Origin of the sequence: Dolomitihabitans soli (assembly GCF_022213955.1) — a bacterium.
GTDB lineage: Bacteria > Actinomycetota > Actinomycetes > Streptosporangiales > Streptosporangiaceae > Streptosporangium_A > Streptosporangium_A soli.
The window spans coordinates 26,773-53,167 of sequence record NZ_JAKNTW010000027.1 but is presented as its reverse complement, the minus strand read 5'-3'; the positions used below and the strand labels follow the sequence as shown (position 1 = coordinate 53,167).

At 69.4% G+C, this 26,395-nt stretch carries 23 protein-coding genes and 1 pseudogene; 12 read left to right on the top strand and 12 right to left on the bottom strand.

The features are described from left to right. Positions 1-120: 120 nt before the first annotated feature. The gene (locus tag MBA17_RS37205; protein WP_238502255.1) at positions 121-1,581 is read left to right on the top strand and encodes a serine/threonine-protein kinase; all 1,461 of its coding nucleotides are present in this window, start codon (positions 121-123) and stop codon (positions 1,579-1,581) included. Continuing rightward, the gene (locus tag MBA17_RS37200) at positions 1,581-3,023 is read left to right on the top strand and encodes a serine/threonine protein kinase (RefSeq protein ID WP_238502253.1); all 1,443 of its coding nucleotides are present in this window, start codon (positions 1,581-1,583) and stop codon (positions 3,021-3,023) included. Before MBA17_RS37205 ends, MBA17_RS37200 begins: the two co-directional genes overlap by 1 nt. 83 nt (positions 3,024-3,106) lie before the next feature. Here the strand turns inward: MBA17_RS37200 and MBA17_RS37195 are convergent, their stop codons facing one another. Genes MBA17_RS37195 through MBA17_RS37165 form a run of 7 tightly spaced genes read right to left on the bottom strand, consistent with a single transcriptional unit; the run spans position 3,107 to position 10,957 of the window. Then, a complete protein-coding gene (locus MBA17_RS37195) occupies positions 3,107-4,708 on the bottom strand; it encodes an FAD-dependent oxidoreductase (protein WP_238502251.1) in 1,602 nt (533 codons plus the stop codon). Between the two features lie 21 nt (positions 4,709-4,729). Next, positions 4,730-5,755 carry a LacI family DNA-binding transcriptional regulator gene (locus MBA17_RS37190; protein WP_238502250.1) on the bottom strand — a complete coding sequence of 342 codons (1,026 nt, stop codon included), beginning with the start codon at positions 5,753-5,755 and terminating at the stop codon, positions 4,730-4,732. 25 nt (positions 5,756-5,780) lie between these two features. Beyond that, complete coding sequence (locus MBA17_RS37185) at positions 5,781-7,031, bottom strand: enolase C-terminal domain-like protein (RefSeq protein ID WP_238502249.1); 1,251 nt, start codon at positions 7,029-7,031, stop codon at positions 5,781-5,783. A gap of 2 nt (positions 7,032-7,033) precedes the next feature. Continuing rightward, positions 7,034-7,882: an NAD-dependent epimerase/dehydratase family protein gene (locus tag MBA17_RS37180; protein ID WP_238502248.1), complete on the bottom strand. Its 849-nt coding sequence runs from the start codon at positions 7,880-7,882 to the stop codon at positions 7,034-7,036. Next, a complete protein-coding gene (locus tag MBA17_RS37175) occupies positions 7,879-8,724 on the bottom strand; it encodes a carbohydrate ABC transporter permease (RefSeq protein WP_238502247.1) in 846 nt (281 codons plus the stop codon). The genes MBA17_RS37180 and MBA17_RS37175 overlap by 4 nt, the downstream gene beginning before the upstream one ends. A gap of 5 nt (positions 8,725-8,729) precedes the next feature. Then, positions 8,730-9,596: a carbohydrate ABC transporter permease gene (locus MBA17_RS37170; protein ID WP_238502246.1), complete on the bottom strand. Its 867-nt coding sequence runs from the start codon at positions 9,594-9,596 to the stop codon at positions 8,730-8,732. Then, the gene (locus MBA17_RS37165; protein WP_238502245.1) at positions 9,593-10,957 is read right to left on the bottom strand and encodes an extracellular solute-binding protein; all 1,365 of its coding nucleotides are present in this window, start codon (positions 10,955-10,957) and stop codon (positions 9,593-9,595) included. Before MBA17_RS37165 ends, MBA17_RS37170 begins: the two co-directional genes overlap by 4 nt. Positions 10,958-11,129: 172 nt before the next feature. Between MBA17_RS37165 and MBA17_RS37160 the strand changes: the two genes are divergently transcribed. Together MBA17_RS37160 and MBA17_RS37155 are read left to right on the top strand one after the other, a co-directional pair. Next, on the top strand, positions 11,130-13,418 hold the full coding sequence (locus tag MBA17_RS37160; RefSeq protein WP_238502244.1) for a glycoside hydrolase: 2,289 nt from the start codon (positions 11,130-11,132) through the stop codon (positions 13,416-13,418). A gap of 29 nt (positions 13,419-13,447) precedes the next feature. Further along, a pseudogene (locus tag MBA17_RS37155) lies at positions 13,448-13,594 on the top strand (helix-turn-helix transcriptional regulator); the annotation flags it as partial. Between the two features lie 132 nt (positions 13,595-13,726). On the opposite strand, the gene MBA17_RS37150 reads toward MBA17_RS37155, so the two are convergent. Next, entirely contained in the window at positions 13,727-14,179 is a 453-nt protein-coding gene (locus MBA17_RS37150) for a winged helix-turn-helix transcriptional regulator (protein WP_238502243.1), read from the bottom strand. Between the two features lie 86 nt (positions 14,180-14,265). Between MBA17_RS37150 and MBA17_RS37145 the strand changes: the two genes are divergently transcribed. The 7 genes from MBA17_RS37145 to MBA17_RS37115 all read left to right on the top strand — a co-directional run bounded on the left by MBA17_RS37145 (position 14,266) and on the right by MBA17_RS37115 (position 20,157). Beyond that, on the top strand, positions 14,266-15,480 hold the full coding sequence (locus MBA17_RS37145; protein ID WP_238502242.1) for an MFS transporter: 1,215 nt from the start codon (positions 14,266-14,268) through the stop codon (positions 15,478-15,480). 197 nt (positions 15,481-15,677) lie between these two features. Continuing rightward, a complete protein-coding gene (locus MBA17_RS37140) occupies positions 15,678-16,103 on the top strand; it encodes a cupin domain-containing protein (protein ID WP_238502241.1) in 426 nt (141 codons plus the stop codon). After that, positions 16,103-17,377, top strand: a complete 1,275-nt coding sequence (locus tag MBA17_RS37135) for a beta-ketoacyl-[acyl-carrier-protein] synthase family protein (RefSeq protein ID WP_238502240.1) — start codon at positions 16,103-16,105, stop codon at positions 17,375-17,377. Before MBA17_RS37140 ends, MBA17_RS37135 begins: the two co-directional genes overlap by 1 nt. Beyond that, entirely contained in the window at positions 17,374-18,630 is a 1,257-nt protein-coding gene (locus MBA17_RS37130; protein WP_238502239.1) for a ketosynthase chain-length factor, read from the top strand. The genes MBA17_RS37135 and MBA17_RS37130 overlap by 4 nt, the downstream gene beginning before the upstream one ends. After that, the gene (locus MBA17_RS37125; RefSeq protein WP_238502238.1) at positions 18,618-18,890 is read left to right on the top strand and encodes an acyl carrier protein; all 273 of its coding nucleotides are present in this window, start codon (positions 18,618-18,620) and stop codon (positions 18,888-18,890) included. The genes MBA17_RS37130 and MBA17_RS37125 overlap by 13 nt, the downstream gene beginning before the upstream one ends. Then, the gene (locus MBA17_RS37120; protein ID WP_238502237.1) at positions 18,887-19,132 is read left to right on the top strand and encodes a hypothetical protein; all 246 of its coding nucleotides are present in this window, start codon (positions 18,887-18,889) and stop codon (positions 19,130-19,132) included. The genes MBA17_RS37125 and MBA17_RS37120 overlap by 4 nt, the downstream gene beginning before the upstream one ends. Further along, positions 19,129-20,157: a class I SAM-dependent methyltransferase gene (locus MBA17_RS37115; RefSeq protein WP_238502236.1), complete on the top strand. Its 1,029-nt coding sequence runs from the start codon at positions 19,129-19,131 to the stop codon at positions 20,155-20,157. Before MBA17_RS37120 ends, MBA17_RS37115 begins: the two co-directional genes overlap by 4 nt. Here MBA17_RS37115 and MBA17_RS37110 read toward each other — a convergent pair. From MBA17_RS37110 to MBA17_RS37100, 3 genes are all read right to left on the bottom strand, one after another. Then, on the bottom strand, positions 20,132-22,183 hold the full coding sequence (locus tag MBA17_RS37110) for an MMPL family transporter (RefSeq protein ID WP_238502235.1): 2,052 nt from the start codon (positions 22,181-22,183) through the stop codon (positions 20,132-20,134). The two genes, MBA17_RS37115 and MBA17_RS37110, sit on opposite strands and share 26 nt — an antisense overlap. 110 nt (positions 22,184-22,293) lie before the next feature. Continuing rightward, on the bottom strand, positions 22,294-22,944 hold the full coding sequence (locus MBA17_RS37105) for a response regulator (protein WP_238502234.1): 651 nt from the start codon (positions 22,942-22,944) through the stop codon (positions 22,294-22,296). Continuing rightward, positions 22,922-24,121 (bottom strand): sensor histidine kinase, encoded by a 1,200-nt coding sequence (locus tag MBA17_RS37100; protein WP_238502233.1) that lies wholly within the window; start codon positions 24,119-24,121, stop codon positions 22,922-22,924. The genes MBA17_RS37105 and MBA17_RS37100 overlap by 23 nt, the downstream gene beginning before the upstream one ends. 455 nt (positions 24,122-24,576) lie before the next feature. Here MBA17_RS37100 and MBA17_RS37095 point away from each other — a divergent pair, with 455 nt between their 5' ends. Next, positions 24,577-25,368, top strand: coding sequence for an AfsR/SARP family transcriptional regulator (locus tag MBA17_RS37095; RefSeq protein WP_238502232.1), 792 nt, complete (start codon positions 24,577-24,579; stop codon positions 25,366-25,368). Between the two features lie 63 nt (positions 25,369-25,431). Here MBA17_RS37095 and MBA17_RS37090 read toward each other — a convergent pair whose 3' ends face one another. Beyond that, positions 25,432-26,388 (bottom strand): cytochrome d ubiquinol oxidase subunit II, encoded by a 957-nt coding sequence (locus MBA17_RS37090; RefSeq protein ID WP_238502231.1) that lies wholly within the window; start codon positions 26,386-26,388, stop codon positions 25,432-25,434. Positions 26,389-26,395: the final 7 nt, after the last annotated feature.

Sequence of the window (26,395 nt, the reverse complement as noted above, 5' to 3'; positions counted from 1 at the left end):
GCGTCCACGGAGGGGGTGCATGAGTTTGTAGCGCAAGATTTCTCGATATAGCCGGGCAAATCGGTTCTGGTCGCTAAAGTGCTGAGGTCCGTCGCACTCGTCCCTGGAGCCACTCTCGTCATGCCGAACGTCGAACCGCTCCGGCAGGGCGACCCACCGGCGGTCGGCGTGTACCGTCTGATCGGCCGGCTGGGCGAGGGCGGGCAGGGTATCGTCTACCTCGGCCAAGCAGGTGACGGCAGGCCGGTGGCGGTCAAGGTGCTGCGGACCGGGGACGAGCGGCTGGCCAAGGAGATCGACGCCGCCCGCCGGGTCGAGCCGTTCTGCATCGCCCAGGTGCTGGACGCCTCGCTGGACGGCGTGCCGTACATCGTCACCGAATACATCCAGGGCCCCTCGCTCCAGGAGGCGGGCCGCCACCAGGGCGCCGACCTGCAGCGGCTGGCGGTGGCCACGGCCACCGCGCTGGCCGCCATCCACCAGGCGGGCATCGTCCACCGGGACTTCAAGCCCGGCAACGTGCTGCTCGCCCCGGACGGCCCGCGGGTCATCGACTTCGGCATCGCCCGCGCGATGGACCAGGCCCGCACGGCCACCAGCAGCATCGTCGGCACCCCTGCCTACATGGCGCCCGAGCAACTCGCCGGTGAGCTGGTGGGCCCGGCAGCCGACGTGTTCGCCTGGGCCTCGGTGATCGCCTTCGCCGCCACGGGTTCGCCGCCGTTCGGCGAAGACTCGCTGCCCGCGGTGATCAACCGCATCCTGCACAACGAACCCCAGCTCGCCGCCCTCCCGCAACCGCTGCGCGGCATCGCCTTGCAGTGCCTGGCCAAGAATCCCGCCGATCGGCCGACGATGCAGGATGTGATGTTGCGCCTGCTGGGCGGCGGGGCGGCGGCGACCGGGGAATCGGGGCCGGCGACCGCCTCACGCCACCGGCGACCCGCGCGGGGCCGGCGCAAGGCGATGGCGGCCGCGGCCGGGGCGGTCGCCATCGCCGCAATCGCCACCACCGCGACGCTCGCGATGTCCTCCGGCGACCCAAGCCCGACCCCGTCCGCCCTGGCCCAGCCGGTCACCACGAAACCCGAGGCCGAGAAACCCTCCACGACGAAACCCGCGACCAGGAAGCCCGCTACGCAACGGCCGGCCAAGAAGCCCACGACGCAACGACCGACCGAGAAACCCACCACGCAACGACCGTCGGAGAGGCCCACCACGCAACGGCCGACCAGCCGGCCGACCGTGAGAACCACGCCCAAGCCCGCGGCCAAGCCGAACATCCGGATCCTGTCGGTGGAGCCGATGGGGAACAAGCACCCGCCCTCCGACTGCCTCTACGGCGCCACGTTGATCAAGGCCATGGTGGAGGGGCCGCCGGGCATCGACTTCAAGTACTCCTGGGTCTTGGACGGCAAGGTCGTGGCGACCTCCCAGTGGGCCACCCGTGAAAGCGCCACGCAGCTGCCGCAATACGGCCCCATCATGGAACTCGGGACGCACCAGGTCGTGCTGAGGATCACCTCGCCCATCAGCATCCAGCGCAGCGCCACCTTCGAGAACTGCGACGACGACAGCTGATGGATCCCCTGGCTCCGGGAGATCCGGAATTCGTGGGCCGGTATCGGCTCCTGTCCCGGCTGGGCGAGGGCGGCCAGGGCGTGGTCTACCTGGGCCAGGCCCCGGAGGGACGGCGGGTGGCGGTCAAGGTGCTGCGGAACGGGGACGAGCGGCTGGCCAAGGAGATCGCCGCCGCCCGCCGGGTCGAGCCGTTCTGCATCGCCCAGGTGCTGGACGCCTCGCTCGGCGGCGTGCCGTACATCGTCACCGAATACATCCAGGGCCCCTCGCTCCAGGAGGCGGGCCGCCACCAGGGCGCCGACCTGCAGCGGCTGGCGGTGGCCACGGCCACCGCGCTGGCCGCCATCCACCGCGCCGGCGTGGCACACCGGGACTTCAAGCCCGGCAACGTGCTGCTCGGCCCGGGCGGCCCGCGTGTGATCGACTTCGGCATCGCCCGTGCCACCGACGCCGCGCTCACCGTCACCAGCAGCATCGTCGGCACCCCCGCCTACATGGCGCCGGAGCAGCTCGCCGGTGAGCCGGTGGGGACACCGGCCGACGTGTTCGCCTGGGCCGGGGTGATCATCTTCGCCACGACGGGCACGCCGCCGTTCGGCATCGACGCCATGCCGGCAGTGATCAAGCGTGTCCTGAACGACGAGCCGTACGTGGGCGACCTGGCCCCGCCGCTGCGCGAGATCGTGCTCGACTGCCTGGCCAAGGACCCGGCCGACCGGCCCGACATGGAGGAGGTCCTGCTCCGCCTGCTGGGCGGCGCGCCACCCACGCGCCCGGGGCGGCGGAACACGACTCAGCCCGTACGGCGGGGCGGCAAGCGACTGCCGGTGCTGCCGATCGTCGGGGGCGCCACGGTCACGGCCCTGGCCACCGCGGCGGTGGTGTGGTGGTGGCCGCCATCGACGGCACAAACCATCACAACTCAGCCGATCTCATCCCCTCCCCCGAGCTCGTCCCCGACCCCGACTCCCACGCCGACTCCCACGCCGACAAGGAAGAAGACCAAGAAACCGAGCCCCGCCTCCACAGCGAAGCCGACCCCGACCGCTGAGCCCAAGCCGGCAACGAAGCCCACAACCCAGACATCGACCACCCCCAAGCCCACGCAGACCACGTCAAAACCCAGGACCGGCGGCGGAGTCGGCGTGTCGATCCACATGCAGGGCGCCGAGCTGAGTCAGGGATGCTGGAGCAGCGGCACGACCGTCTACGCCGTACTCAAGCCCACCGGCGGGTCCGTCGACTACACCTACCGGTGGATCATCAACGGCGTCGACAAGGGGCGCAGCCCTGCGCTTCCGCTGAACTCGACGCAGAAGCACTACCTGCCCCAGGGGTTGGACTCACCGAGCCGGAACCAGATCGTCTTCAAGCTGCTGACTCCGCGGCAGGTGCAGCGATCAGTGACCTTCGAGATCTGCCCGCCCTTCACCACCCAGTGAGCGCGGCGCCCTCAGTGTGGGTCTGCGCCTTCGATCTCACCCTGGTGGCCGAGATCGTCGGCCGTACGCCGGCGGGCAAAGGATCAGTAGCCCGCCGGTGCCGGCCAGTGGCGCTCGACCCCGATCTTGTCCAGTTCCCCGGTGAACTCCTCCAGCAACGTCTCCTTCTCTCTGACCTCCTGCGGTTCCACCCCACGGCGCAGGCAGTACGCCGCCAGATGGCCCGCGACCTCACCCACATTCCATTCCACAGGATGCAGGCGAAAACACCCGTTGGAGATGTGCGTGGTGCCGATGTTCTTCCCCGCGGGCAGCAGGTTGCGCATCCTGACGGGCAGCAGCGCGCCGAGCGGGATCTCGAAGGGCACGCTGGCGATGTCGATGTAGTTGTCCCCACCGGTCGACGGGTGCAGGTCGATGCGATACGCGCCGACCCCGACGGAGTCATGGTGCCGCAGCGTGCCGCGGTCGCCGAGGATGGCCCTGGAGACGTGGTGCTCAGTGACGGTGGTGACCGCGCGGACGCGCCTTGACTCCCTGACATAGGCGGACTTCGCCAGCCCGTCGGCGGTGCCGACCACGTCGTGGCGGAGCCGGAGTCCGGGAAAGCCGGTGCCGCCGTCAGGGCGGGGCGCTTCGGTCTGGAGCCAGTACAGCAACGACAGCGACAGTTGCTTGGCCTCGCTGTGCGCCAGCGCCGCCGTGTCAGCGTCCGCCTCGATGATCGGGCGCAGCCAGTAGTCGTTCAGCGGCCAGTTGACCAAAGTGACGTCGGAAGCGGCGAAGCCGGGCTCGAACAGGTCGCGGGCGAGGATCCTGCGGAACATCCACAGGTCCTTGTCCCCTGATTGAGCGCTCTGGTCGGCCAGCACCCCACGGGGGTCACCGGGCGGGTTGGGGTCGAACCAGCGGGCTTCGGGCTCCAGGGTGCGTGGGTCCGGTGCGCTGAAGCCGAGCAGCGGCCCAGGCCAGAAGTCGGGCCGGTAATCGCGCCAGAATCCGTAGTCCGAAGGCCGGTCGACGACGTGGTTCTCACCCTCGTGGTGGGAGACGGCGAAGCAGTAGGTGATGCCCTGCATGTTCAGCGGCTGGTACTCGTCCGGCGCGTGCGGCTCGTCGTGCTCGCTGCGGGCCTCCGCGCCCGTGACGTACTCCGTCTTCGCCAGCGGCAGCAACTCGCCGGTCTCTGTCGCGTCGAGGACATAGGCGGCGGCGATGGTGTGCGAGTCGCCGGAGCGGATGTCCAGCAGTGTGACGGCTCTGACGCGGTCACGGTCCACCTCGACCTCGACGGGGCGGTGTTCGAGGAGGATGCGCAGGCGCCCGGCGGCCACGTGGGGAGCCAGCATGGCCTGCAGGATCGCCAGGGAGACGCGTGGTTCGTGGCACAACTTGCTGACATATCCGGCGCCGGGGTTCAGTTCGCGCCAGCGCTGCGCGCCGCCGGTCATGGGGTACCAGTGCCGGTAGTAGTCGCGGATGGAGCCGCGCACGTCACGATAGGTGGCGGTGGCTCCGTAACTCTCGATCCACGGGTGCTCGTCAGGAGGTACGGCCTGCGCGGTGAGCTGGCCGCCGATCCAGTCCGTCTCCTCGGTGAGGACGACGTCGTGGCCCGCGCGGCAGGCGGCCAGGGCTGCGGCGACACCGCCGAGCCCACCGCCGACGATGAGGATGTCGGTCATGGGTGGTGCCTTTCGAGAGGGCTAGCGGGGAGGTGCCGCGGTCTCGCCTGGCTCCAGCTCGCAGGTCATGAGCTGGTGCCTGGGGACCGTACGGTCTCCCGCGATGAGTTTCGTCAGCAGTCGGACGGCCGCGGCCCCCATCTCGCGACGAGGTACGGCGAAGCCGGTGAGACCTTTCGGGCGGTCGCGGGGGTCGCCGAGCGTGGCCAGGGAGAGGTCGTCGGGGAAGCGGAGACCCGCGCGCTCGGCAGCCGCCAGGAGGGCGCGATGGGCGGCGTCGGTGTCGGTGGCCTCGGTGACCACCGCAGTGACGCCCTGGTCGCGCCAGGCGCGCAGCCGGTCGGGGGTCAGGTCGGTGCCGTCGGTGCGCACCACCACGGCGGCCAGCCCGCATTCGTCCATGCCGCCTCTGAAGCCCGCCTCCCTGTCGATGGAGGTGATCGCCTCGTCGGCTTCGCGCACGTACAGGATGCGCTCGTGGCCCAGCCCTGCCAGGTGCCGCACCACGGCGGCGCCGGCGGACACGTAGTCGGCGCCGATGTACGGCAGGCGGTCGCCGAATTCGTCGTGCCGCCCTATGTAGACGACGGGCAGATCGGTGGCCAGCAGGCGGCCCATCTCGGGCACGGGCAGGTGCCTGCCCAGGAACAGGCAGCCGTCGGCCAGCCGTACCCGGTTGAGCACCTGGGCGTGCGGGCGCTCCCCCGTGACGCTGGAGGCGATGAACATCAGCAGGTCGTAGCCCTGCGCCGCCGTCTCCTCCTCGATGCCCACCAGGAACGGGTAGTAGGCGTGGGACATCTCAGTGGGGAAGGTCGAGGTGAAGGTGTAGAGGCCGAGCAGGTTGTTCTGCCCGGCCGCCAAGCGGGTGGCGATCGGGTCGGGCATGTACCCGAGTCGCTCGGCTGCCTCCATGACCTTGCGCTGGGTCTCCTCGGCGATGCCCAGGGCAGCGGCGGTGCCGCCGAGGATCAAGGACACGGTCGGCTGTGAGACGCCGGCCAGTCGGGCGATGTCCGCCTGACGAGGGCGACCGCTCGGTCTCATGGCATACCCCCAAAGAAGTAGTAGATCACGGAGCCTCGATCCCGCCGTCGGGCCTGCGCACCCGCGCGGCCCACCGCTCGTGCAGGTGCGTTTCCGGCTGGTATCGCTTGGCGGCGTTCTCATCGAGGTCGATGCCCCAGCCGGGCCGGTCAGAGGGGGTGATGTAGCCGTTCACCGTCCTCAACGTTCCGGGGAACACCTCGTGCACGGTCTCCGGGTAGACATGCGCCTCCTGAATCCCGAACGCAGGGCTGGTGACGTCGAGCGTGACGTTGGCCGCCGCGCCCACCGGCGACACGTCCGGCGGCCCGTGCCAGGCCGTCCGCACCCCGGTCAGCTCGCACAGCGCGGCAAGCTTGCGCACGGGTGTGAGCCCGCCGACGGCTGAGACGTGCAGGCGCAGGTAGTCGACGCCGCCGGAGGTGATGAGACGCGCCGCGTCGGTCACCGAGGAGACCAGCTCGCCGGAGGCGATCGGCATCGGCGCCGCCGCCCGCACCTCGGGCAGCCTGTCGAAGTGCTCGGGTGCAAGCGGGTCCTCCAGGAAGAACAGCCGGTACGGCTCCAGCGACCGCGCAAGCACCACAGCCTCCTTCGGCGTGAGCCGGTTGTGCGCATCGTGCAGCAGGCCGAGTTCCTCACCGAGGACCTCGCGGGCGCGCTCGAACAACTTCGGCGTGCTGCGCAGGTAGTGGCCGACGTCCCAGCCGTCGGGATGGGGGCTGCCCGGATACCCGCCGGGCGTGCCGACGCCGCCGTACGTGCCGAGCCCAGGCCCGCCCGCCTGCAGCCGCACGTAGCGGTAGCCCTGCTCGGCCAGCGCGGCGGCCCGCTCGATCGACTCCTCGACCCCGCCACCGCGAGCCCCGGTGTAGACGGCGGCAGCCGCCCTGACCCGCCCGCCCAGCAGCTCGTACACCGGCACGCCGAAACGTTTGCCCGCGATGTCCCACAACGCCTGGTCGATGCCGGACAGCGCATTGTTGTGCACAGGCCCGCCTCGCCAGTACGAGGAGTAGTGCAGCATCCGGCCGATGTCCTCGATATCGGCCGGATGCCGGCCGATGACCATGGGAGCGATGTGCCGCTCGATCGCGGCGACCACGGCGTGGAAGCGCTGGGTGAAGGTGGCACAGCCCAGGCCGTACAGCCCGGGTTCCGAGGTGTCGATCCGCACGAGGACGAGCGGGACCCCGCCCGGAGCGGTGACGATCGTGCGCACACCGGTGATGCGCAGCCCGTCCCTGGCCTGCCACGGCGCCTGCGTCTCCGACATGATCATGATTGTCGCTCCTCTGGGAACGGATGCCGAGCAGTGAATCCAAGCAGTCTCCTGGCCGGCTCGAGATCGATGGCCACGGTCCTGCCGGGCAATGCCGTACGGCGCGGCACGCCGGGGTGGTGCGTCGCGAGCAACTCCTCGGTGGGGGTCGCCACGAGCGTCTCGGGCGCGGCGACGAAGATGACCGGCGCGCCGTACAACGGGACCGTCAGCCCGATCAGGCACGCGCGCGCGGCGTCACGAAGGTCGAGGTAGCTCCACACCTCCGCGGCCCCGGCCGCGGGATCCCCGGCAAGCCGCTCCGCGTGCGCGGCGAGCCGGGCCTGGTCGCCGAGGAAGGGGAAGCGCAGCGCGACGACGGTCATGCCGTGACGCCGGTGCATCATCGCGGCCGTGGCCTCGTCCGTCTGCTTGGACAGCGCGTACGGGTCCTCGATCTGCAACGGCACCCGCTCGTCCAGCGGCAGGTATGGCGGGCTCGGGCGCGACCTGGCGAACGGCAGGCCGGTGACCGACAGGCTGCTGGCGATCACGGCCCGCCGTACCCCCTGCTCTCCCGCCTCGTTCAGCACCACGAACGTCGCCTGCGTGTTGGCCGAGAACACCACCTCGGGCGCCGCCACCTCGGGCGAGGCCAGCGCCGCCGTGTGAACGACGGCGTCGGCCCCTTCGAGGGCCGCGCGGACGGCGGCCGGGTCGCGGGCGTCGCCCACGATGACCCGCTCCGCCGTCAGCGGGCCGGGATCCTGCGCGACGAGCGCGGTCACGGCGATGTCCCGCGATGCGAGTTCTGCCAGTACGGCGGAGCCGAGGCGGCCTGCCGCACCGGTGACCAGGACCCTCATCCCTTCAGCCCCGTGAAGGCGATGCCCCGGATGATCTGCCGCTGGAACAGCAGGAACACCACGACGGGAGGGATGATCGCGATCAGCATCCCGGCGATGAGCAGGGCCTGGTCCGAGGTGTCCGCCAGCCGGGGCAGGGCCACCGCCAGGGGCTGGCTCTCGGTGTCGGTGATGGCGATCATGGGCCAGAGGAAGTCCTTCCACGCGTTCATGACAGCCAGCAGTGATACCACGGCCAAGATCGGACGTGACATGGGCAGCACCACCCGGGTGAAGATCCGCCACGGCCCGGCGCCGTCGAGGCGCGCTGCCTCGAACAGCTCCTTGGGAATGCCGTCGAAGAACTGTTTGACCAGAAGGACGTTGAAGGCGTGCGCCCCAGCGGGCAACCACACCGACAGCGGGGTGTTGGCGATGGACAGGTCCAGGACCGTCAGGTACAGCGAGACCATCGAGACCGTGCCGGGCAGGAACAGTGTCGCCAGGACCGCTCCGTAGACGTACTTGCCATAGGAGGGCCGCAGGACCGACAACGCGTAGGCGCCTGTCGTCGCGACGAACAGCTGCGTGAACCAGGAGCCGCCGACGAGTACGCCGGTGTTCATCAGGTAGTGGCCGACCTCGAGGGTCGTCCACGCCTCCACCAGATTCGACCATTGCACGTCCGCCGGCCACAGGGCCAGCGGATGGCGCAGTGACTCCTGGGTGGAGGAGATCGCGCCCTTGAAGATCCAATAGATCGGCCCGGCACCCTGCAGGACCAGGGCCACGATGAGCAGCACCTGGGTGGTGCCCAGTCCAAGGCGCATCCCGCGCCCACGCCGTTCGGTGTCGGAGATCACTCCCCTCACTTCGTCCCCCAAGTCCTGGTGAGCCGCAGGTACACGGCGGACAGCACCGCCAGCACCACGGCCAGGCTCACGCTCAACGCCGCTGCCGTGCCGTAGTCGCCGTTGACGAACGCGTACCTGTAGATCAGTAGCAGCACCGTGACCGTCGAGTCCTCCGGCCCGCCGTCGGTCAGCACGAACGGCTCGGTGAACACCTGGAAGGTGTTGATCACCTGGAGCAGCAGCATGATCAGCAGGATGGACCGCAGTTGCGGCAGCGTCACGTGCCACAACCTGCGCCACACCGACGCCCCGTCCAGCTCAGCCGCCTCGTACAGCTCGGTGGGAACGCTGGACAGCGCGGCCAGGTAGATGAGCACGGCGCCGCCGGCGCCCGCCCAGGTCGCCTCCAGGACCAGGCTCGGCATCGCCATGCCCGTGGACTGCAACCAGGGGTACGGTCCCAGCCCGACCAACCCGAGCAGTTGGTTGAACAGGCCGGAGTCCGGGTCGTAGAACCACTTCCACATCAGCACGGCCACCACCGGCGGCACCACCACCGGCAGGTAGACCAGCACCCGCATCAGCCCGGAGCCGCGCCGCAGCTCCGACATCAGCACCGCCAGGAAGATCGGCAGAGGAAAGCCGATCAGCAGGGCCAGGCCGGTGAACAGCAGCGTGTTGCGCACCGCCGTGCCCAGCAGGGGGTCGGCGAGCAAGGTGCGGAAGTTGTCCAGGCCCGCGAACGTCGCCGCATCGACCAGGTTGGTCTGCTGGAAGCCGAGCACCACGCTGCGGATGATCGGCCACCACGAGAACAGGCCGAAGACCAACACCGTCGGGATGAGGAACAGCGCGGCCGCGACGCCTCTGCCCCGGGTCACTGTGCTTTCTCGAGCAGCGGCGCGAATCGCGCCGCCGCCTTGTCCAGCTCGTCGCGGGGGTCGGCGTCCTTGCGGGTCAGTACGGCCTGTACGGCGGTGTCGAGCGCGCCGTACAGGTCTTGGGCGGCGACAGGAGGCTCGACGACGTACTCCAGCTTGTCGGTTTCCTTCACGTAGGGCGCGAAGTTCGACACCGGGATGTTGGTGTGCTTGGCGATCGCGGCGTTCACCGGGCCTGACACCGACGGGCCGTAGAACGGCAGCGTGGGCAGGCCGACGGCGAGCTTGTCCGCGGCATTGGCCACGGCCAGTTGCTCGGCGGCCGCCGGGTCGTAGTTGGGCTTGAGGTAGTAGAAGTCGATCCACTTCACCGCGGCGGTTCGCTGCGCGGCTGTGGCCTTGGCGTTGACGGCCGCCACCAGCCCGCCCAGCAGCGTCGCCTTGCCGCTGCCCTGCTGCGGCAACGCCGCGATGCCGAAGTCGTCCGGCTTGCCGGAGTACAGGGTGGTGTAGCGGTTGTAGCTGTTCACGGCGCCGATCAGCATGCCGATCTTGCCGGCGGCGAAGTCGCGCTCCGTGTCCTGCTGGGTGCGCAGTTGGTTGGCGCCCACGGAGTCGTCCTGCCACCGCATCGCGGACAGGTGCCGCAGCGCCTGCTCCGCCGGGCCGTCCAGGAGCGAGGACACGTACTTGTCGCCCTCCTGCTTCTCCATCCGCCCGCCGAAGGAGTAGGTCATCGCGGTCAGGATCCAGCCGCCGGTGTTCTTGACCGTCATCTGCGTGTACCCGGCCACACCCGTCCCGGCGATCTTCTTTGCCGCCGCTCTGACCTCGTCCCACGTGGCCGGCGGCTGATCCGGGTCGAGGCCCGCCTTCGTGAACAGGGCGCGGTTGTAGACCAGGCCCAGCGCGTACTCGGTGACGGGCAGGCCGTAGACCTTGCCGTCCGCGCCGGTAGCAGGAGCCAGCGCGCGCGGGTCGAAGTCTCCCGCGTGCGGCAGGCTCTTGATCTCGTTACTGAGGTCGGCGACCTGGCGCCGGGCGATGAGCCCCGGCGGCTCGGTGAGCGGCACGGTCAGCACCGTCTCCGCGTTTCCGCCGGCCAGCCTGGTCGCGAACGTCCTGGCGTCCCACTGGGTGTCGGTCGGCTTGATCTTGATGGTGGGGTTGGCCTTCTCGAACGCGGCGATCGCGTCGAGGAACTGCGTGCGGGTCTTCGCGGCGGTCGTGGGAGGCATGCCCGCCACAGTGATCACGGTCTTACCCGAGTCCTCACCCGACGAGCCGGACGAGCAGCCCGCCGTCGCGGCGGCGAGCACGAGCGCCCCCGCCATCCACCTTCTGGAGGCTGGTGCATCCATGGTCACTCCTCTGGGTTAATGCGGATTAGACGGCATCTAATCCGCATTAGATGAAGGTGTCAAGGCGTTACCAGCAGATTACGTGAGGCGCACAACTCACCCTTGACACTCCCGTTCCGGCCGGAGTACACATCTCCCTAATCCGCATTAGGTCGACAGGGAAGAGATCTTCATGTCTGACATCCCCCGACGCCGCTTCCTCGGTGGAGCCGTGGCGGCCGGACTCGCAGGGGCATTGCTTCCCGCGGCGCAGGCCCAGGCCGACACCCCTTCGATCTCCGCCGACGGCATCACGCTGACCGCCGCCACCGACGGCGGCATCACCGTCCGCGACGGCGGCGGCGTCGAACGGGTCAGGCTCACCGGGTTCATGGCCAAGGACTCCGTCACCGGCATCCAGCGCACCACCGGCGGAACGCCGTCGCTCGTCACGCTCCAGGACGGCACGCAGGCCATCCAGGTCGACTACACGCTCCCCAGCACGGCCGGGGGAATCACCGTCCGCGGCGTCTTCCGCGTCGCGCCGCACCGAGCCTCGCTCCGCTGGGAGGTCGGCGGCTCGACCACGCTGGTCCCGGCCGGTTTCATGCTCGGCCGCACCGTTGTCTCACCCTCGGTGCCCGAGTCCTTTGCCGCGCTGACGACATGGAACCGCGACGCTGGAGGAGGTGTGCCGTACGAAAGCAATGCCGGGGTCGTCTACCAGGAGACCTGGGCCGACACCCGCGCCTACTTCCGGCTGGCCACCACCACCCCTGCCTGGACCAACGCCACCTGGATCCACGCGCCGGGCACCGGAACCGCCGGCGCGGCGGTGACGGAGGCCGACCTGGTGCTCGGCTCGATGCGACCGGCTGCGGGCGGCACCATGGGCGCGGGCCTTCCACTCGGCGTAGAGGTCTGGACCGACCAGCCCTTCTCCCTCTGGGACGCCGCCGGCCAGCCCATGGCCCTGCACACGGAGGTCGCCAACGGGGGACGCACCGCCCGCAGTGTGAAGCTTTCGTGGTGGGCCCGCGACTTCGACGGCAGGACGCTGGGCAGCGGCAGCGTGACCGGCACGGTCGCGGCGGGAGCCTCATGGGGACAGACCTTCACCATCACCTCGCCACCCCGCGGGATCGTGTTCACCGAGGTGAGCGCCACCGCGGGCACCGACAGCGCGTTCGCCCGCACCAACCTCGCCGTCCTGCCACCGCACACCTATCAAGCCGGCGCCGACAGCATGTTCGGCATCGCCAACTACCCCTGGCTGCTCAAGCCCGACGCCGCCGCTGTCGTGGGACTGATGAAACGCCTGGGCATCCAGTGCGTCCGCATCTCCTACGACGGCGGACCGGGCCTCCCGCCCGCCACCCTCAACGCGGCGGGGATCAGTCACAACATCGAGCTCGCCGGGATCCCCCTGGGCGGAACGGCCGCCGAGGTCACCGCCTGGGCCGACACGAACACGCAGAAGGCGATCGGGTCGGGTGCCGACTACTTCGAGGTCGCCAACGAGGTGAACAAGCCATGGATGAGCGGCGAGACCGCCGCCGCCTACGTGCGGGACGGATTACGCCCGGTACGCGACCGGCTGACCGCCGCGGGAGCGCCCACCAAGGTGCTCAACGCCGGCCTGGCCGGCATGGATCACGTCTGGACCAGGAACTTCCATGACGCCGGCGGCTGGGACCTCATCGATGGGTTCGCCTTCCACCCGGGCAGGGGCAACTTCACGCCGGACTACGCGCCGTCTCCTGAAGAGTGGACGCAGGGCGCCAACGGCTCCTACTGGAACTTCCTAGGCGGTCTGCGCAAGGCCCGCGAGATGATCGCGGAGTACGGGCATAAGGAGTTGTGGCTGACCGAGGCCTACGCCTGCACGAAGCCGAACAGCTGGTGGCACGACACTTACCGGCAGGCCGCAGAGAACGTCCTGCTCACCCTGGCGCTGGCCAAGGCCGAGGGGGTGCGCTGCGTGAACTGGTACCAGTTGCACGACAGCGTCCTTGGCAAGCCGCAGATGGCCGACCCTGCCAACCCCGAGTACCACTACGGGCTCATGAACCGCGACACCAGCGCCAAGCCGTCCATGCTCGCCTACGCCACGGCTGCGCAGGTGCTGGACCGGGCGACGTTCGTGCGCTGGTTGAAGCCGGCCGACTCCAATCTGAAAGGACTGCTGTTCAGCACGCAGGAAGGACCCGTCTCGATCCTGTGGAGCAGGAAGGACGGTTACCTGCTCAACACCGACCACGCGCCGGGCTCCACGTGGTTCGCCGCGCCGGAACCGTGGGTGGACGGCTGGCCGACCAAGACGGAGCTGAAGGTGGCCGCCGCCGGGAGCTCGGTGAGGGAGCTCGACTGCCTTGGTAGGGAACGGCGGCTCACCGCCCGCGACGGCAAGGTCAAGATCCGGCTGGACGGCGCGCCGCGCATCTACTACGGCCTGACGGCGACCCCTGACCAACTGCCCTGAGGTCACTCCACCCAGCGGCGGAACGCCGGTTGTCTTCCCGGCCGAACCTCTGGGTCATCGCCGATTCAGGGCCGGGCGGCCGCAGTTCGGGCGAGAGGATCGCTCGTCTCTTCCTGAGCCCGCGCACGGTCGAGTGGCACCTCCGTAAGATCTTCGCCAAGCTCAGGATCAGCTCACGAAGGCAGCTCGGCGAGAGATGCTGGTTCGTGCCGGCGGCCAAACATGGTGAGACGCCTACTCGAGCGCGAGTCAGTGTAGAGGGGCATCGATCGCAGGGCCCGATGGGACGGGTTCCGGCGCGGTCGGGCTCAGGCAGTTTTCCGGACGTGCGACGCCTCGGCGGAGAGCGGCGCGCCGTCTTGGCCGAGCGGGTGGAGTTCGGGAAGCTCCCGCCCTTGGTCGTCGACGAGGATGGAGTGCGGCTCGTCTGGGGCGAAGGCGTGGCGCTCGCCCCATTGGCGGAGGGCGACGACGGCCGTGAAGAGGTCCTGCCCGGCTTCGGTGAGCCGGTACGTGTGTCGTCTGCCGTCGGTGGCGGCGCTCTTGTCAAGGATGCCGTACTCGACGAGTTTGCGGAGCCGGTCGGTGAGGATGTTGCGGGCGATCCCCAGCCGCTGATGGAACTCGGTGAAGGTCGTCGCCCCGTCCATCGCGTCGCGGATGATCAGCAGGCTCCACCGGTCGCCTATCAGGTCGACGGTCCGTGCGACCGGACAGGCCGGGTCGGTCCAAGCGCCTCCTGCGGCGAGTGTGACGTCCACGGGCCCCCTCCGTGATGAGTTGCAATCTGAAACCATTATGCCCTAACTTCAGATAGGTTGCATTTTGCAACTTATTGGAGGGTGAGATGTCGCCAGGATTGACCGGGAGGCAGCGGGCCGTGCTCGCGCTGGTGTGCGCGGTGGCGGTGTCGACCGTCTACGGCATCCAGCCGGTCCTCGAGGCCGCGGGCGAGGACCTCGGGCTGGGGGAAGGAGCACTGGGGTGGCTGGTCGCCGCCGGCCAGATCGGCTATCTCGCGGGGCTGGTGCTGCTGGTCCCGCTCGGCGACCTGTTCGACCGCCGCAGACTCATCACGGTGCACCTGCTGCTCACAGCAGTAGGTGCGGGGGTGGCCGCCGCCGCACCCAGCGGTGGCATCGCGATCGCGGGCCTGGCCCTGGCCGGACTGTTCGCCGTGGTCGTCCAGATCACGGTGGCCTACGTCGCCGCCGTCTCACCGACCGGCGAGCGCGGCCGCAACATCGGAGCGGTCACCTCGGGCGTGGTCATCGGGATCCTCGGCGTGCGGGTGGTCGCGGGCGCACTGGGCGAGCTGACCGACTGGCGCATGGTCTACCTCGTCATCGCCGGGCTTTGCGTGATGCTCGCGCTCGCCGCCCGATTCACCCTCGAGGCCGACGTCCGCCGCCCCCGAGCCCGGTACGGACAGCTGCTGTCATCGCTGGGTCGTCTGGTCGTCGGCGACCGGCTCTTCCTCAGTCGCGGACTGGTCGCGTTCTTCCTGTTCGCCTCCTTCGGCACGCTGTGGAGCGGACTGGCGCTCCCGCTCGGCGACGCGCCGTGGCACTTCGGCAGCACCGAGATCGGACTGTTCGGACTCGCCGGTCTCACCGGGGCGCTGGGCGCGGCCCGAGCCGGCCGATGGGCCGACCGGGGCCTGGCGCCCTCGGTCACCGGCTGGTCGCTGGCCCTGCTCACAGCCTCGTGGCTGCTGATCGCTCAAGCGGGGTCATCGCTGTGGCTGTTGATCGTCGGCGTCATCGTCCTGGACTTCGCCGTGCAAGCCGTTCACGTCAGCAGCCAGCACCTGCTCACCACCGCCCGCCCCGACCAGAGCAGCAGCGTCATCGGCGCCTACATGGCCTGCTACTCCCTCGGCTCCGCGCTCGGTGCGATCACCACCACCTGGGCCTACAGCGCCGCGGGATGGTCGGCCGCCAGCCTGCTCGGCGCGGCCTACGCCGCACTCGGGGTCCTCGTCGCCGCCTCGACCCGACGTTTCACCGCCCTACCGCGGGCGCAACGACCGAGTGCGTCCGTATCGGCTACGTCCCGCTGACACTCGGCGGCGCGAGCGCACAGCGCTGAGCGATTCGCCGAGAGAGCATCGCGAGTGGGGGCACCTCGCCGGTACCGGCGGCCATCAGTTCCAACGTGGTTCGAACGATCCTCCATGTCGCCTTGGCACCTTCAGGGGTGAATCTCCAGGTGATCTCAGCCGGGATTTGATCGGACGGCACTACCAGGAGTGTGACTGTGTCGAAGCATCTTCCATCCACGATCAGTTGTGCCGACGTGTCGGCCAACCGACGACGCGGCGGCGACATCCGTGTGTTACTGAGCCCCAAGACGGTCTCGGCCACATCCGGGTTCATGGGGGCACTCACCCTCGCTCCGGGAGAGTTCATCACCGAGCACTACCACCCGTACTCGGAGGAGTTTCTCTACGTCACTCGTGGCCACCTGACCATGGTCGTCGAGGGCGTCCCGATCGCCGTGTCGGCCGACGAGGCGATCATGGTGCCCGTGGGCGTCCGCCATCGTGCGGAGAACAACGGCGACCAGCCCGTGCACGCCGTGTTCCAGCTCAGCCCGCTGGCGCCCAGCCCGGAACTGGGCCACGTGGACACCGAACCGGTGGACGACCCCCGGTCCCAGCAGTTACAAGTCGGTGACCGCTGATGCCGGAAAGGAGGGTGGTGGTGACCGGCATCGGCGTCGTGGCGCCGGGCGGGATCGGGGCCAAGGCGTTCTGGGAACTCCTTGCCTCGGGTACCACCGCGACCCGGGCGATCTCGCTGTTCGACGCCACCGGGTTCCGGTCCAGGATCGCCGCCGAGTGTGACTTCGATCCGCAGGCGAACGGCCTCAGCGCCCAGCAGATCAGGCGGATGGACAGAGCCGCGCAGTTCGCTGTCGTGTCAGCGCGCGAGGCGGTCGCGGACAGCGGGCTGGACATGGCGGAACTGCCGCCCGCCCGCCTGACGGTCAGCGTCGGCAGCGCGGTGGGCTGCACGATGGGGCTTGAGCAGGAGTACGTCGTACTCAGTGACGCCGGGCGGAAATGGCTCGTGGACCACTCTTATGCGGTTCCGCACCTGTACGGGTACATGGTGCCGAGCACCCTGGCCACGGAGGTGGCCTGGGAGGTGGGAGCCGAAGGGCCGGTCGCCCTGATCTCCACGGGGTGCACCTCGGGGTTGGACGCCATCGGCCACGGCGTCGAGGTGATCAAGGAGGGCGGCGCCGACGTGGCCGTGGTCGGCGCCACGGACGCACCGATCTCACCGATCACCGTCGCCTGCTTCGACGCCATCAAGGCGACCTCGCCCAACAACAGTGACCCGGCGCACGCCTCACGTCCCTTCGACCTCGGACGCGACGGGTTCGTGCTCGGGGAGGGCTCGGCGATGCTGGTGTTGGAGGACGCGGAGCACGCGCGCCGCCGCGGCGCGCAAATCTACGGCGAGATCGTCGGATTCGCCAGCCGCAGCAACGCCTTCCACATGACAGGGCTCAGGCCGGACGGCAGGGAGATGGCCGAGGCGATCCGGTGCGCGATGGCCCAGGCGCGGTTCAACCCCGAGGACATCGACTACGTCAACGCGCATGGCTCGGGAACCAAGCAGAACGACCGGCACGAAACCGCCGCGTTCAAGGAGAGCCTGGGCGCACACGCCTACGAGGTGCCGGTGAGCTCCATCAAGTCGATGGTCGGGCACTCCCTGGGCGCCATCGGGTCGATCGAGGTCGCGGCCTGCGCGCTGGCTCTCAAACACCAGGTGGTGCCGCCCACCGCGAACATGCACGTGCCCGATCCGGAGTGCGACCTCGACTACACGCCGTTACACGCGCGCGAACGACGGCTCGACGGGGTGCTCACCGTGGGAAGCGGTTTCGGCGGGTTCCAGACCGCCATGGTGCTGGCGCGGGCGGCCGGCGGGCGGGCCGGATGACGGCGATCGTGGTGACCGGGCTCGGTGTCGCGGCCCCGACCGGGATCGGCGTCGAAACACACTGGTCGGCCATCCTGGCGGGCCGGAGCGCGATCGGCCCGATCACCCGCTTCGACGCCTCGGGCTACCCGACGCGCCTCGCCGGTGAGGTGCCGGATTTCGTGGCCCGTGACCGACTCCCCGGACGGCTGATCCCGCAGACCGACCACTGGACGCACCTGGGACTGGCTACGGCGCAGGACGCGCTCGACGACGCCAAGGTCGTGACGTCGGATCTGCCCGAGTACCAGATGGCCGTCGTCACGGCCGGCTCCTCCGGTGGCACCGAGTTCGGCCAGCGCGAAATCGAGCGGCTGTGGCGCGACGGACCGCAGCATGTCGGCGCCTACCAGTCGATCGCCTGGTTCTATGCCGCGACCACCGGCCAGATCTCCATCCGGCACGGCATGCGCGGGCCGTGCGGGGTCATCTGCACCGAGCAGTCGGGCGGGCTGGACATTCTCGGGCAGGCTCGCAGGCTGCTCCGCTCCGGGTCGCGACTGGTGGTCGCCGGCGGCACCGACGCCTCCCTGTGCCCCTACGGGCTGGTGGCGCAGATCGCCCACGGCCGGCTGACCACCTGCGGCGACAACGCCCGGGCGTACCTCCCCTTCGACGCCGACGCCAGCGGATACGTGCCCGGTGAGGGAGGAGCGACGCTGATCCTGGAAACCGCCGAGTCGATGCGGGCGCGAGGGGTCGATCAGCACTACGGGACGATCCTCGGCTACCACGCCACCTTCGACCCCCGGCCGGGATCCGGCCGCCCACCCACCCTGGAATCCGCCGCCGCCGGCGCGCTCGCCGACGCCGGGCTGCGGCCCGATGAGATCGACGTCGTGTTCGCCGACGCCGTGGGCGATCCGGCACTCGATCACGCCGAGGCGACGGCGATCACCAAGATATTCGGCCCGTACGGCGTGCCGGTGACCGCCCCCAAGACGATGACCGGGCGCATGTACGCGGGCGGCGCCACCCTCGATGTCGCGACGGCCCTGCTGGCGTTGCGTGACCAGGTCATCCCGCCGACGACGGGCGTCTACTCGCCGGCCCCGCGCAACCGCATCGACCTGGTCGGCGCGTATCCGCGCCAGGACAGGCTCCGGCACGCGATGGTCCTGGCCCGTGGACACGGCGGATTCAACGCGGCCCTCGTCATCGGCAGACAGCTCACCGCACACGACGACCAAGGAGAGGCGACATGGCGGAAGTAACCCTGGACGATCTTCGACGTATCCTGCGTGATTGCGCCGGCCAGGACGAGTCGGTCGACCTCGACGGAGACATAGCGGACCTGCTCTTCGCCGAGATCGGCTACGACTCGCTGGCGATGCTGGAGACGGTCAGTCGCGTCGAGCGTGAGTTCGGCACCTCGATCCCCGACGAAGCGGTGCAGGAGATGGTCACCCCGCGCACCACCCTCGCCTACATCAACAGGCGTCTCGCGGAAGACACGGCGGGGAGCGCGGCATGACGACCGCGTCCCGGGCCCGGCCCGAACCGCTCCGGACGACGGTCGTCATCGCAGAACCCGCGGGCCGGCCGTCCGCCGCCGACCCGATCTCCTCGATCGGCGACGCGGTGGAGCCGGCGCTCCCCGAACCGGCCACCTGGTCAGGTGACCGGCTGGTCCAGGACCGCCGGGCCCGCTTCCGGAAGGTCGGCTCGACCGGCACGTTGACAGTCTCAGCAGGCGAAGGGGCGTGGACAGAATGACCACAGTGACACCGGCCACCCGGCAAGACATCGTGGCGATGATGCAGGCGTATCGGCAGACGAGCTTGCTGCGGGCGGGAGTCGAGCTCGGCGTCTTCGACGGCATCGCGAGCGGGGCACACACCGCCGCCGACCTCGCCGAGCGACTGAACACCGACCCGCGTGCCCTCCGCATCCTGTTGAACGCCCTCGCGGCGATCGGCCTGCTGAAGGCGGACGGCAGGCGCTTCGACCTCCCGGCGGACGTCCGTCGGCACCTCGTCCAGGACTCGCCGGGCTACCTCGGCCAGATGGTGCGCATCTTCGCCAGCGACTGGGAATGGGATGCGCTCAAGGTGCTCGCCGACGCCGTACGGCGGGGCGGTGCCGTTGTGGACGTCCACGCGGAAACGCCGAACTTCTCCTACTGGGAGGACTTCGCCACCCACGCGACCCCGGCCACCGGCCCGACCGCGGCGCTCATCGCCGACGTGCTGGCTCCCTGGATGTCCGCCCGCAACGGGGTGGAGCTGCTGGACGTGGCGTGCGGGCACGGCCTCTACGGCTACACGATCGCCCAGAAGGAGCCACGCATCCGGGTGAACAGCCTGGACTGGGCCAACGTGCTGCCCATCGCCGAGCGCAACGCGGAGAAGATGGGAGTGCGCGACCAGTGTTCCTTCATCGAGGGCGACATGTTCACCACGCCGCTCGGCGGGCCGTACGACCTGGCGCTTGTCACCAATGTGCTGCACCACTTCTCCGCGCAGCGGGCGGCTGAACTGCTGGGCCGGGTGCACGAGTCTCTCGCCCCGGACGGCAAGCTGGTCATCGTGGGTTTCGTGATCGGCGACCAGCCGCCCGCGCAGGACCCGCCCCCCTATCTCTTCTCCGTGCTGATGCTCTCGTGGACCTCCGATGGGGAGGTGCACTCCGAGCAGGAATACACCGAGATGCTCGGCAAGAGCGGATTCGTCGATCCGGTGTTCCACGCGCTGCCAGGGCTGCCGCTGCATGTGATCATCGCCGATCGTGCGAGCCGCTGAGGCTCTTCTGCAAGCTCGGCGTTTCCGGAGCGGTCTTCCTCATGGCCCGGACACCGGGCCACCAGGTGCGAGGGCCGAGGTCGAGCAGCAGGGCCGGCACCATGACCGAGCGGACGACGAAGGTGTCCAGGAGCACGCCCATGGCCACGATCACACCGAACTGCACCGCCCAGACCAGGGGCAGGACTGTCAGCGCGGAGAAGGTCGCGGCCAGCACGAGCCCCGCGCCGGTGATGACGGAGCCGGTCAGCGCCAGGCCGCGTAGCACGCCGGTCCGGTGCTCGCCGGTCGCCTTCGTCTCCTCCCGGATCCGGCTGACGAGGAAGATGTTGTAATCGACCCCCAGCGCCACCAGGAAGACGAATCCCAGCAGGATCGCGTCGTAGCCCAGCGCGCCGAAGCCCAGCAGCCCGTCGAAGATCAGCCACCCCAGGCCGAGTACGGCGCAGAACGACAGCACCACCGTGCCGATCAGCATCAGCGGCGCCACCAGCGAGCGGAGAAGCAGGGCGAGCACGATGAAGATCACCAGGAGGACGAGGGGGATCACCAGCCAGAGGTCGTGCACGTGCGCGGACGTGGTGTCCACCTGGGTCGCGGTGAGCCCTCCCACCAGCGTGCCCGGCCGGGCACCCAGGGCGGCGCGCAGCCGTTCGATCGTCTGCTCGGCCTCGGCCGACTCGGGAGGGTCGGAGAGGGTCACGCGCAGGTGGACGCGGTCCGTCAGGGAGTTGCCCGGCCGGATGCCGGACACGCCGTCGGTCGCGGAGATGATCGCGGCCACCCCGTCGCGGTTCGCCACAGTCGTGATCACGTCGGCGGGCGCGGAGGCGCCGCTGGGGAAGTGGGCGGAGAGCAGTCGCTGCCCGGTGATCGACTCGGGTGGCGAGGTGTACGCCTCCGAACCCGGGATGCCCACCTGCGCCGTCGTCAGTCCCATGCCGAGGGCCGCGAACGCCAGGACGGTGATGATCCACACCATCCGGGGACGCCGCGCCACCCGGTCGCCGACCTTTCCCCACACGCCGGCCTTCCCCACGTCGCCGGGCCGGGGAATGCGCGGCCAGAAGATCCAGCGGCCGAAGATGAGCAGCAGAATGGGCAGGAGCACGGCCATCGCCAGGAAAGCGCACAGGATGCCGATGGCGGCTACCGGTCCCAGGCTCGCACTCGACCGCATGTCCGCCGCGACGAGGCACATCACCCCGAACATCACCGTGGCGGCGGAGGCGGCCATGGCCGGCAGTGAGGCGCGTAGCGCGGTGGACATCGCGGCGTGCCGATCGGCCTGGCGGCGGAGTTCCTCCCGGTAGCGCGCGATCAGGAGCAGCGCGTAGTCGGTCCCGGCACCGAAGACCAGGGCGGTCAGGATGCCCGATCCCATGCCGGTGACCACCAGGTCCGTGTTCATCGCCAGGAGGTAGACGACGCCCTGGGACGTGCCCGCCGCCAGCACGACGGCCAGCAGGGGCAGCAGCCAGAGCACCGGGCTGCGGTAGATGAGCAGCAGGAACACCGCGACGACACCGAGTGTCACCAGCAGCAGCGTGAGATCGGCCTCGACGAAGGCGTCAGCGCTGTCGACATAGTGGCCGGCGGGGCCGGTGACGGACGCGTCGAGCCCCGGTGGCAGGTCGCGGTGGACACGCTCACGGAGGTCCTTGACCGTCTGGTAGGCGGCGTCCTCGTCGGTGGCGTCGATCGGCACCACCACCATCAGGGCGGAGCCGTCGTCGGACGGGATCAGCTGCCTGCCGGGGATGTCCTCCCGCGCGATGGCCCGGTCCGCCTCGGTGAGCCCGGCCTCTCGGGCGTAGATCACGACGGCGGGCAGGTCCTGGCTGCCGGATTCGGCCGCGAGCAGGTCGCGAACCTCGGAGGACTCCGCGTTCGCGGGAGTGAACTGGCTGAAGTTGTTCTCCATGGCGTCGCTGATGTTGCGTGCCTGCGAGGCGAGCGGCAGCGTGATCGCCAGCCATAACAGCAGGACGAGGTACTTGGTTCGACGGCCGGTGAGTAAGCGCATGTCCATAAGGGTCGCCAAGGCGACCCCGCGGTGTCGTCAGCGCCTGAAGGTCTCTTCACTACGTGAATCGACGGACGGCGACGCAACGCACAGCGTACGAGGCGCGGGCGTCACCGGACGAGCCCGGACTGGTGGGCGATGACGGCGACCTGGGCCCTGTCACGGGCGTCCAGCTTGCTCATGGCCCGGCTCACATGGGTGCGGACGGTGGCGGGGCTGACCACCAGCCGGGCGGCGATCTCGTCGTTGGACAGCCCGCCGCCGACCAGTGCCACGATCTGCCGCTCACGGTCCGTCAGCTCCGACAGCCGGGGATGCGGCTTGGCCGCGCCGGGCCGGGAGGCGAACTCGGTGATCAATCGCCGGGTCACCGAGGGCGACAGCAGCGACCCGCCGCTCACCACCACGGAGATCGCGCGCAACAGCTCGGCGGGCTCGCTGTCCTTGATCAGAAAACCGCTCGCTCCGTCGCGGAGTGCCTCGAAGATGTACTCGTCGATCTCGAAGGTGGTCAGCATGATGACGCGGGTGGCCCGCAGGGCCGGGTTGGCGGTGATGTCGCGCAGCGCGGCCAGCCCGTCCTTCCTGGGCATCCGGATGTCCATGAGCACCACGTCGGGACGGAGAACGGCTGCCATGCGGACGGCCTGCTCGCCGTCGGCCGCCTCACCCACCACCTCCAGCGTGTCGTCGCTCGCGAGCAGCACCTGTAGCCCGATACGGATGAGGGATTGGTCGTCAGCGATCAGCACCCGGATCATGTCCGCCCATCTCCGCAGAATCTTGCCGGGCCAGGTCGATCGGATCGTCGTCCCGTGCCGTCTTGCGCTCCGCGCGTGCGGGCAGTCTCGCGGTGACCTCGAAGCCTCCCCCAGCCCGTGGGCCGAGGGCCAGTGTGCCGTGCACCGCTCTGGCCCGCTCGCGCATGCCTGTAATTCCGTAGCCGACCTTTCGCACCGTGCCGCCGCCGCCGTCGTCGACAACCGAGACGGTGACCTCCTCAGCGGAGTAGCCGACCCTCACCTGCGCCCTCGCGTGCCCGGCGTGCCGTACGACGTTGGTCAGGGACTCCTGGACGATCCGATAGACGGCGTGTTCGGTGGTCGCCGAGATCCCGCTGGAGTTTCCCGTCGTGACCAGCGTCACCTCCTGGCCCGCCGCCCTGAGTGAGGCCACCAGCCGGTGGATGTCCTCCTCCCCCGGTGTCGGGCGGCGCTCCCGGATGATGTCGAGGGCCCCCCGCAGCTCGTCCAGGGACTGCTTGCTGATCCGCCGGATCGCCTGCAGGGCGTCGATGGCCTCGGCGGGCGTGCGGTCGGCGACGTGCAGGGCCACTCCCGCGCGCATGCTGATCACACTGAGACTGTGCCCGAGAACGTCGTGGATCTCCCTGGCGATGGCCAGGCGTTCCTCCTGGGCGCGCAGGAGATGCCGCTCGTCGTCGGCCTTCGCCTCGGCCGCGCGTCTGTCACGCTCCACCCGGATCACCGCACCCACCCCGAAGGGCAGCAGGGCCAGGGTGTACCAGGCGAGCCAGATCAGCATGTCGTCCCCTGACCGCCCGGTGCCGCCGACGATGTCGCTCACCAACAGGACGGTGCCCGTCAGGCCGACCGCCGCGAGCCCCGGGCGCAGGCCGTACCTGGTGACGATGGTGGACAGGGCCAGGCAGACCGACAGGAAGATCGGTCCGTAGGCGTGGTGGCGGCCCAGTACGATCGCGCAGCAGGCGAGCGTGACGGCGTAGACGAGGCCGGGGTGGGTGGAGCGCAGCCCGAGGGCGGCGCCCGCGATGATCAGCATGGCGTAGGCCAGCCCGTCCAGCGCCCGATAGGGCGGGACCCTGGTCAGCGATGCGAAGTGGGTCCCCAGGAGATACAGGGGCACTGCCAGCACGGCGACCAGCATGTCCCATTTCGCGAACCGGAAGGTCCTCACAGGATCACTCTAGGGACCGGAGTGGCTGCGGCCGTCATCACTGGAGCGTAGTCCTTGTAAGCGATCTGCTGACGCCCGCCGCCGTCGTGCCGATCTTGCTCACCGGCCCGCTCGGCCGGTCTCACCCCTCCGGCGGGCAGAAGCCCACGTCCGCCGGATAACGGCAGAGCGAAACCATCATGTCCATCCGTCCGAAAAGTATCACAAAAGGAGTACGAGAAGCCTTCTATATGTTCCGTTTAATGCTTATAGTTTTGATAGGTTCGCTAAGTAACAAGGAGGCTGGCTACGGGGGCCGGTCGACACCCAGGGTAATCAAACATCATCCTGCGATAATGCATGACGGCCGTTCGGGACGAGCGAATAACGTAGCGAACCCCTGTTCGCGGACTCGTCAGTATCGTGCCGGATCATTGGCCTGACAGGCTGTCACCAATACTGCACGAGGGGTCCCATTGATTTTTCGAATACTCGGTCCACTTGAAGTAGTCCGGGCCGGACACATCTGCACGCCCACAGCGTCAAAGCCGCAGCAGACTCTCGCACTTCTGCTGCTCAGGGCTAACCACGTCGTTCCCGTTAGCCAGCTCATTGAAGAACTGTGGGGCGACAGCCCGCCGGCGAGCGCGGTCACCACCACGCAGACCTATGCCTACCAGCTTCGCAAGATCCTGCACGGGCACGACAGACAAGGTCACGAGGGCGTCGAACTCGTCACCCGCCCCCTCGGCTATCTTCTGAAGCTGCGCGAGGGCCAGCTCGACCTGCACACGTTCACCCGCCTGACGGCACAGGGGCGCGCGCTGATCGAACGGGGCGACATAGAGGCCGGCGTGGAGCAGTTTCGCCGGGCGGAATCCATGTGGCGGGGATCCGCGCCCATCCCCGAGGTGCCGCAGGGACCGCTTCTCCAGGCGCATCTCACCTTGCTGGCCGAGGAGCGAATACGCGCCCTGGCGCTGCGGATCCATGCCGACATGGCGCTGCACCGCTATCACGATGTGATCGGCGAACTCAGGGCGCTGGTCATCGCCCATCCCCTCAACGAGTCCCTGCACGGCCTCCTCATCCGGGCGTTCTACGCCGTGGGCCGTCGTGGAGAGGCGCTCGCGGCGTGCATGAACCTCCGGCGGATCCTGCAGGACGAGCTGGGTGTGGACCTGTCCCTGGAAGTACGCGACCTGCAGCGCAAGATCCTCGCCGGGGAGGCCCCCGAGCCGAGCCCCTTGCTGACGTACGTCTCATAACGCGGCTGAAACGTGGACAGGGCCGCGGCCCTGTCCACGTCGCGGCGGGTTCCGCCGCCCGGCTCAGAAGAAGACCGTGGTGCGGCCGTCCATCCGGCGCAGGAAGACCATCCATGTCCAGCCCTGGATCAGAAGGACGACCGGGATGACCACGACCAGGAAGCGTCCGAGAACGCTCAGCGAGGATGCTCCTGCCAGGGCGTGCTCGGCGACGGGCCAGAGCCTCGCCCCGACGAGGATGACGGGGGCGCTCACCGCCACGGCCGTGCACGCGAGCGCGGCCTTCGGCCGTACGGTCACCAGGCGACCGGCGGCGAGCAGGCCGAGGACGGCGAGCAGGCCGGTGACCCCCGCCCAGACCGGCAGGCCGTCACCGTGCGGGAGGGCCTGTGTCGCCACGCCGACGACGATGACGACGGCGTAGAGCGCCGCGATCGGGGCCGCCAGGCGGACGACCCACCTGGAGGGGGCGCCGGACAGGTCCGGCGGCAGCCGTACGGCCAGGAACACCGCACCGTGGACGGCGAAGACGGACGCCACCGTGACGGCCCAGAGCAGGGGGTACCACCCGAAGGGCAGCCACACCGTGTCCCGGCCGACTCCGCCACTGGCCAGGTTGCCGAGGAGGAGCCCCCACAGCAGGCCGAACGCCACGCTCGCGACCGTGAGGACATGGTCCCAGCCGCCACGCCAGCCCGCTCCGCCGAGGCGGCTTCGCAACCACACGGCGCCGTCCCTGATCAACCAGGCCACCAGCAGGGCGACCAGCAGCGGGTAGTGGGCGTGGAACAACGGGCCCTCCAGCAGCGGGAAGACCGCCAGCAGGGTCGCCGCCGTCACCACCAGCCATACCTCGTTGCCCAGGAAGAACGGGCCGAAAGCGGTGATCGTCGCTCGTCGTCCCCGTTCGCCCGGGCCCACGTGGCGGAGCAGGATCGACGAGCCGATGACGAAGCCGTCGAGGAGGAGGTACCCGCCCAGGAGCAGCCCCAGAAGGAGATACCAGCTGTGGTTCACCATTCAACTC